Origin of the sequence: Candidatus Sororendozoicomonas aggregata, from assembly GCF_031528575.1 — a bacterium.
Taxonomy (GTDB): domain Bacteria; phylum Pseudomonadota; class Gammaproteobacteria; order Pseudomonadales; family Endozoicomonadaceae; genus Endonucleibacter; species Endonucleibacter aggregata.
The window spans coordinates 21,316-27,490 of the sequence record NZ_JAVLSP010000050.1 but is presented as its reverse complement, the minus strand read 5'-3'; the positions used below and the strand labels follow the sequence as shown (position 1 = coordinate 27,490).

Genomic DNA, 6,175 nt, shown 5'->3' with positions numbered 1-6,175 from the left:
CGCTTTTGTTCGTCAAATAGTCCCGCTATTCTCCTCACAAAAGCGACTTTTTATCCTCCATTTCTCGCAGTCCTCGCTACGGGCAGACTTTTAAGACTGTTTCTGAAGAATTGCAATTTATTCAGTGAATCAGGCTAAACTGGACTCGGAATGATTTTTCATCATCATTCTGTGCCAAAATATCCAGGCAAAAAGCAGTTGCTTCTTCAGGGTCAACTGGATATACACAGAGCGGCAAGGAGCAAGGGAGATCAGGGGCATGTTTATGAAATATCCGGGTTAATCTCTCGGTAAAAAATTCAGCGCTACTGAGTTGATACAATAGCGCAGCCCCGTGGGTTTGGGTCCATCGTTAAACACGTGTCCAAGGTGGGCATCACAGCACGCGCATATCACTTCCATTCGCTTCATATTGAGGCTGAGGTCTTCCTTGTAGATCAACGAGCCGTCTTCAGCGACGTCCCAAAAGCTGGGCCAACCGCAGCCTGCATTAAACTTGGTTGATGAGTCAAACAGGGTATTTTCGCAGCACACACAGCAATACACGCCATCACCTTCAAATAGCGTATATTTTCCAATAAATGGACGCTCAGTCCCCTTTTGGCGAGTGATACGATACTGCTCCTTTGAAAGTACTGACTGCCACTGTTGGTCAGTTTTGGTCACTTTCATCACAACCTCCGCAGCGGGGTGTACTTCTCTTTTAAAGGCATCATAATCTATTGCTTTGGCGGGTAAAATATACCTGGCCTGTTTTTTCTACCGAGTCCCGGAATACATTCATGATTGCTATCGAAAAATCCCAGAAACTTGCCAATGTTTGCTACGATATCCGGGGGCCGGCATTACAAGAAGCTAAACGTCTGGAGGAAGAAGGTCACAAAATTATTAAACTGAACACCGGTAACCCGGCTGCTTTCGGGTTGGATGCACCGGAAGAAATTGTACAGGACATGATTCTTAACCTGCCCCGTGCCCAAGGATACTGTGACTCTAAAGGATTATTTTCCGCGCGCAAAGCTATTATGCAGGACTGTCAGAAAAAGCAATTTCCTGATGTGGGTCTTGAAGACATTTTTATTGGTAATGGCGTCAGTGAGCTGGTGGTAATGGCGATGCAGGGGTTGCTGAATAATGATGATGAAATACTGATTCCAGCACCGGATTACCCTCTGTGGACTGCGGCTGTCAATCTGTGTGGTGGTCGCGCCGTGCATTATATGAAAGATGAGCAATCTGACTGGCAGCCGGATATCGACGATATGCGCAGCAAGATTACGGCAAAAACCCGTGGAATTGTGGTGATTAACCCTAATAACCCAACGGGAGCGGTGTATTCTAATGAGGTATTGCTTCAAATTATTGAGCTGGCCCGGCAACACAACCTGATTGTGTTTGCTGATGAAATTTACGACCGCATTCTATTTGATGGTACCCAGTACGCCTCTGTGGCCTCTCTGGCAGATGACATTCTCTGCGTGTCCTTTAATGGCTTGTCGAAATCCTACCGTGCTGCTGGCTTCCGGGCTGGGTGGCTGGTTTGCAGTGGTGATCGTCACCGTGCGAGGGGCTATATAGAAGGGCTGGAAATTTTAGCCTCCATGCGGCTGTGTGCCAATGTGCCTGCACAATTTGCCATACAAACCGCACTGGGGGGATATCAGAGTATTAAAGATCTGGTGCTGCCTGGTGGCCGTTTGTTGGAACAGCGCAATAAGGCCTGGGCGATGCTTGATCAAATGAAAGGAGTGAGCTGTGTCAAACCCAAGGGCGCACTGTATGTTTTCCCCAAACTTGACCCCAAGGTATACCCTGTGGCAGATGATGAAAAGCTGGTGTTGGATTTACTAATACAGGAAAAAATCCTCCTGGTTCAGGGTAGTGCCTTTAACTGGCCTGAAAGTGACCACCTGCGAATTGTGACATTGCCGCGCGTAGAGGACCTTGAAGACATCATGAACCGTCTGGAACGTTTTCTCTATAAGTATCAACAATAATATGGACTGACTGTGAGTAAGGGGTAAATCTTTGGCAAAGCATTGCAAATACTGTTGCACGAGGCCATAGTTCTAGGAGCCTGTCGGACTTAAGACAATTTCGGCCTGAAATCCAGAAAGCGCGAGAAAGCGCGGCCAGAATTTCCGATCAATTTGCTTAAATAGGTCAACTGTTCGCGCAAATTGATCGAAAATTCTGACTTGCCCTACTGAATTTTATGCTCGAAAGCATAAGTCCGACAGCCTCCTAGTGCAAACAAGCGTTAATAGACATACAACCATCACTTTGGTCACTCCTGCGAAAGCGGGAGTTCATTTTCTGGTAGATTCCCGCCTTCGCGGGAATGACGACTGTATGGGTATTAGCGCTTAACAGCGCTAGTTGTTTTTCAGACAAAGGTAACCATTGAAACAATGAAGAGAATCCTGCTTTTTCTGGGTACGAACCTTGCGGTAATCGCCCTGGCCAGTATCACCCTGAGCCTGCTGGGCGTTGGCAATTACATAACATCTCAGGGGCTTAACCTGTCTAATCTGCTGGTCTTTTGTGCCGTATTTGGTTTTGCGGGCTCTTTTGTGTCCCTGTTCCTGTCCAAATGGATGGCCAAAATGAGTACGGGCACACAGGTGATTGAACAGCCCCGCTCAGCAAAGGAGAGGTGGCTGGTTGATACGGTTGCTGAGCTGTCTGAAAAAGCAGGGATCAACATGCCTGAGGTGGGTATTTTTCCCTCGCCAGAATCCAATGCTTTTGCCACAGGCTGGAATAAAAATGACGCGCTGGTGTCGGTCAGCCAGGGACTGCTGGATCGCTTCACCCCCTCGGAGGCTCGTGCTGTTATCGGCCATGAGCTTGGCCATGTGGCCAATGGTGATATGGTGACACTGTCACTGATTCAGGGGGTAGTGAACACCTTTGTCATGTTCTTTGCCCGATTGATTGGCTATGCTGTTGACAGTTTCCTGCGCCGCGACGGTGATGACAGCGGACCGGGTATTGGCTTTTATGTGACCAGCTTTATCGCGGAGATTATTCTGGGCATTCTGGCCAGCGCCATTGTTATGTGGTTCTCCCGAAAGCGGGAATTTCGCGCTGATGAGGCCGGCGCCGACCTGGCCGGCACGCAAAATATGATTGCGGCGCTGGAGCGGTTACGCAATGAATACGACGCCCCTTCCGCTATGCCTGCGACAATGACGGCCTTTGGTATCCGTAGTGGCACTAAAGGCGCCCTGGCGGCTCTGTTTACCAGCCATCCGCCACTGGAACAGCGCATTGAAGCGCTACAGAACCGTCGATAAATGCTCGGAAGATGCGTGCTCAGGTTGTCAGCGCAATAGCGTATAAAACAAAGGGTCAGGTCAACACTGAAGCATTTCACCCGGTCTAAGAAGCTGCTCATGATCTTTTGTGAAAAGCGAAGCCGATGAGAAAATCTGTCTGTTTTCCGTTTTTCAAAAAAGGTCATGAACAGCTTCTAATGGCTATCAACACTTACAAAGATACTATGTCGTCCCTTATACTGGATGTTCACCCGCTATCAGGTAATGACCTTTTGGAGAAACCTTCATACCAATGGATTTGTAATAATGAAACGTTGGCACGCTTCTGCCAGCGTTGGTCAACCCTCAGGGCACTGGCTCTGGATACAGAATTTGTCCGCACAGATACCTTCTATCCCCTACCAGGATTGGTTCAGGTCAATACGGGTACAATGATTTACCTGATTGATCCGCTGACGATTGATTGTTGGGCGCCGTTGCGGGATTTACTGGAAAACCCCGGCGTGGTAAAAGTCCTCCACGCCTGCGGTGAAGATCTGGATGTCCTCTATATACTGGCCGGGGCGACTCCCAGACCATTGTTTGATACGCAACTGATGGCCGCATTTGCCGGATTGGGTTACTCACTGGGTTACCAAAAACTGGTCAACACTTTACTGGGTATTGAAATACCAAAAGATGAAACGCGCTCCAACTGGCGGCAGCGGCCACTGACATCGGCCCAGGAGTCCTATGCTGCCCTCGATGTGGTTCATCTGCTTGCTGTTTACGATGCCATCAACAACAGACTGATGGGCCTTAATGCTAAACGCTGGGGGGAAGAGGATTGTAGCCACTTACAGTCAACGCTGTTGAGGGCCGATATCACCACCGCGTGGAAAGGCGTTAAGCGTGCCTGGCAGTTGAATCGCCAGCAGCTCGGGGTGCTCAAAGCATTATGTCTTTATCAGGAAACGCAGGCGCGGCAACGAAATGTCCCAAAAACACGCGTCATCCCCAAGGGGAGTCTTTGGCCGCTGGCACGCTACCAACCTGATAATTTGAAGTCCCTGGCAGGTATCGCGGATATGAAACCCGGTATTGTAAAAAAAGATGGGGAGTGCTTGCTGAGCATTATTGAGGAAGCTGCAAATCAGCCTAAAGCATCTTACCCCTCTGTGCTGCCAAAACCCCTGCCCAAAGAAACCCGTATCATGGGTAAACGCATTAAAGCTATTATGGAAAAACTGGCAACTGAGCTACGCTTACCTGTACAAATACTCTTGCCCTCCACAGTGACCACAGCCATACTACGTCGTTGGATCATAACAGGTCGCCTTGAGCTGCCTGACCATCTCCAGGGCTGGCGGCGTGAGGTTATTGGCAGGCCCTTGATTGAACAACTTCACCAGCAGGATTAAGGGCGACATTACCGCCGGTTGCATATGAACGTATTAGCCTCCATCTACAAAAGCCCGAAAAAAAACGACATGTATCTGTACTTGCTGAAGGCAGACCGGCTCAGTAAAGTGCCACAGGCACTGTCAACGCTGTTTGGTAAGCCAGAACACGTTATGGATATCCTCTTAACCCCTGAACGCCAGCTGGCTCGTGTTGAGCCGTGGCAGGTGATTGAGGCCCTTAACACCCGGGGCTTTTATCTGCAAATGCCGACCCCTGAGGATGATTACATTGAGCATTTGCCTGACGAACTGCTCACCCGCAACGACCCCGCCTGAACCATGACAGCGCATTTCTGGGAAAAAAAGCCACTACAGGCTTTTACGCAAGAGGAATGGGAGAGCCTGTGCGACGGTTGCGGTAAGTGTTGCCTGCAAAAACTGGAAGATGAAAACACGGGCAAAATCCATTACACCCGTATTGCCTGTCGGTTGCTCGATACCGATACTTGCCAGTGCTCCGATTATCTTAACCGCAAGCGGCGTGTTCCAGAGTGTATCCAGTTAACCCTTGAGGATCTCAGGCATTTTCACTGGTTGCCTGAAACCTGTGCCTACCGGCTGGTTTATGAAGGGAGGCCCCTGTATCACTGGCACCCGTTATTATCGGGTAATCGGGAATCAGTGCATGAGGCAGGAGCGTCCGTTAAAGCGATAGCGCTATCGGAATTGAGCGTGCCGGAAGAAGCATGGGAAGATTATATCATTCCCGCCACTATAATAGATTCATAAGTGACCGCTCCCCCAGCTAATTAGGTCAAGGGTATTTACCTAAACCTATCGACCAAGTGAGTCCGTCAACCAAGGGCTGTAAAGCGGGCCATGACCCGGTTTGAAATGAGGTTTACAGACCGGATCAAGGCATAAATAGTCAGTGTCGTTTGGGATGTTTGATTGAAACAACGACTTCTGAAATCCCGGGAAGATCCCTCCAACATTCGGCTTGTTGAGTCTGTTTGTTTGAAACACTCAGATGCTTATCTACATCATAAATAGCGTTGTGTTGCTTCCCCCCACCTTTAAATCTCATGCGAGCGTGATTTTGTTGGTTTTTGACACTAAAATAGTAACCACCACATTCAAATGTTAAAGCCATATTAGGGCCATAGATATTCTCAAGAGCCCCCCAATAACCTGTGCCACCAGGATTTACCGTATGAGGTGGTTTGTAAAACCAATCTCCGTGCCTGAGCCAGACGCTTGTTCGTGTGCATGTATAATTGGTCTTGTTCTTTATATTTACTCGCAAACCGTCACAGCTGAAAAGAACAACAGCAAAACTGGCGTTTGTAAGCAATGCCGTGAAAAGGAAAGTTGCAATAGTTGATGATACTCTATTCATTTTGGTTGCCTCTTATACTAATTGATGCCCCTGACTACACTATTGCGTACAGTTACAATGTACTGTGGCGTCGGGCTTGTCAGCGAAAAGCGCAGTTAGAAGAGTCGATTTGA

At 48.6% G+C, this 6,175-nt stretch carries 7 protein-coding genes; 5 read left to right on the top strand and 2 right to left on the bottom strand.

The genetic code is table 11. The features are described from left to right. Positions 1-279: 279 nt before the first annotated feature. The gene (gene msrB / locus V4C51_RS10740; RefSeq protein ID WP_330926155.1) at positions 280-675 is read right to left on the bottom strand and encodes a peptide-methionine (R)-S-oxide reductase MsrB; all 396 of its coding nucleotides are present in this window, start codon (positions 673-675) and stop codon (positions 280-282) included. Between the two features lie 107 nt (positions 676-782). Between msrB and V4C51_RS10735 the strand changes: the two genes are divergently transcribed. From V4C51_RS10735 to V4C51_RS10715, 5 genes are all read left to right on the top strand, one after another. Then, entirely contained in the window at positions 783-1,997 is a 1,215-nt protein-coding gene (locus V4C51_RS10735) for a pyridoxal phosphate-dependent aminotransferase (protein WP_330926154.1), read from the top strand. 414 nt (positions 1,998-2,411) lie between these two features. Further along, positions 2,412-3,299: a protease HtpX gene (gene htpX, locus V4C51_RS10730; RefSeq protein WP_330926153.1), complete on the top strand. Its 888-nt coding sequence runs from the start codon at positions 2,412-2,414 to the stop codon at positions 3,297-3,299. Positions 3,300-3,424: 125 nt separating this feature from the next. Continuing rightward, on the top strand, positions 3,425-4,681 hold the full coding sequence (rnd, locus tag V4C51_RS10725) for a ribonuclease D (protein ID WP_330926152.1): 1,257 nt from the start codon (positions 3,425-3,427) through the stop codon (positions 4,679-4,681). A 24-nt stretch (positions 4,682-4,705) separates the two neighbouring features. Further along, positions 4,706-4,999: a YcgL domain-containing protein gene (locus tag V4C51_RS10720; protein ID WP_330926151.1), complete on the top strand. Its 294-nt coding sequence runs from the start codon at positions 4,706-4,708 to the stop codon at positions 4,997-4,999. A 3-nt stretch (positions 5,000-5,002) separates the two neighbouring features. Beyond that, positions 5,003-5,452: a YcgN family cysteine cluster protein gene (locus V4C51_RS10715; RefSeq protein ID WP_330926150.1), complete on the top strand. Its 450-nt coding sequence runs from the start codon at positions 5,003-5,005 to the stop codon at positions 5,450-5,452. A gap of 139 nt (positions 5,453-5,591) precedes the next feature. On the opposite strand, the gene V4C51_RS10710 is transcribed toward V4C51_RS10715, so the two are convergent. After that, positions 5,592-6,062 (bottom strand): hypothetical protein, encoded by a 471-nt coding sequence (locus V4C51_RS10710; protein ID WP_330926149.1) that lies wholly within the window; start codon positions 6,060-6,062, stop codon positions 5,592-5,594. Between the last annotated feature and the right edge of the window lie 113 nt (positions 6,063-6,175).

Excerpts from the sequence above, each read along its gene's own strand:
- V4C51_RS10735 (WP_330926154.1), top strand. The coding sequence starts at position 783 with ATGATTGCTATCGAAAAATCCCAGAAACTTGCCAATGTTTGCTACGAT.
- htpX (WP_330926153.1), top strand. The coding sequence starts at position 2,412 with ATGAAGAGAATCCTGCTTTTTCTGGGTACGAACCTTGCGGTAATCGCC.
- rnd (WP_330926152.1), top strand. The coding sequence starts at position 3,425 with ATGAGAAAATCTGTCTGTTTTCCGTTTTTCAAAAAAGGTCATGAACAG.
- V4C51_RS10720 (WP_330926151.1), top strand. The coding sequence starts at position 4,706 with ATGAACGTATTAGCCTCCATCTACAAAAGCCCGAAAAAAAACGACATG.
- V4C51_RS10715 (WP_330926150.1), top strand. The coding sequence starts at position 5,003 with ATGACAGCGCATTTCTGGGAAAAAAAGCCACTACAGGCTTTTACGCAA.
- V4C51_RS10710 (WP_330926149.1), bottom strand. The coding sequence starts at position 6,062 with ATGAATAGAGTATCATCAACTATTGCAACTTTCCTTTTCACGGCATTG.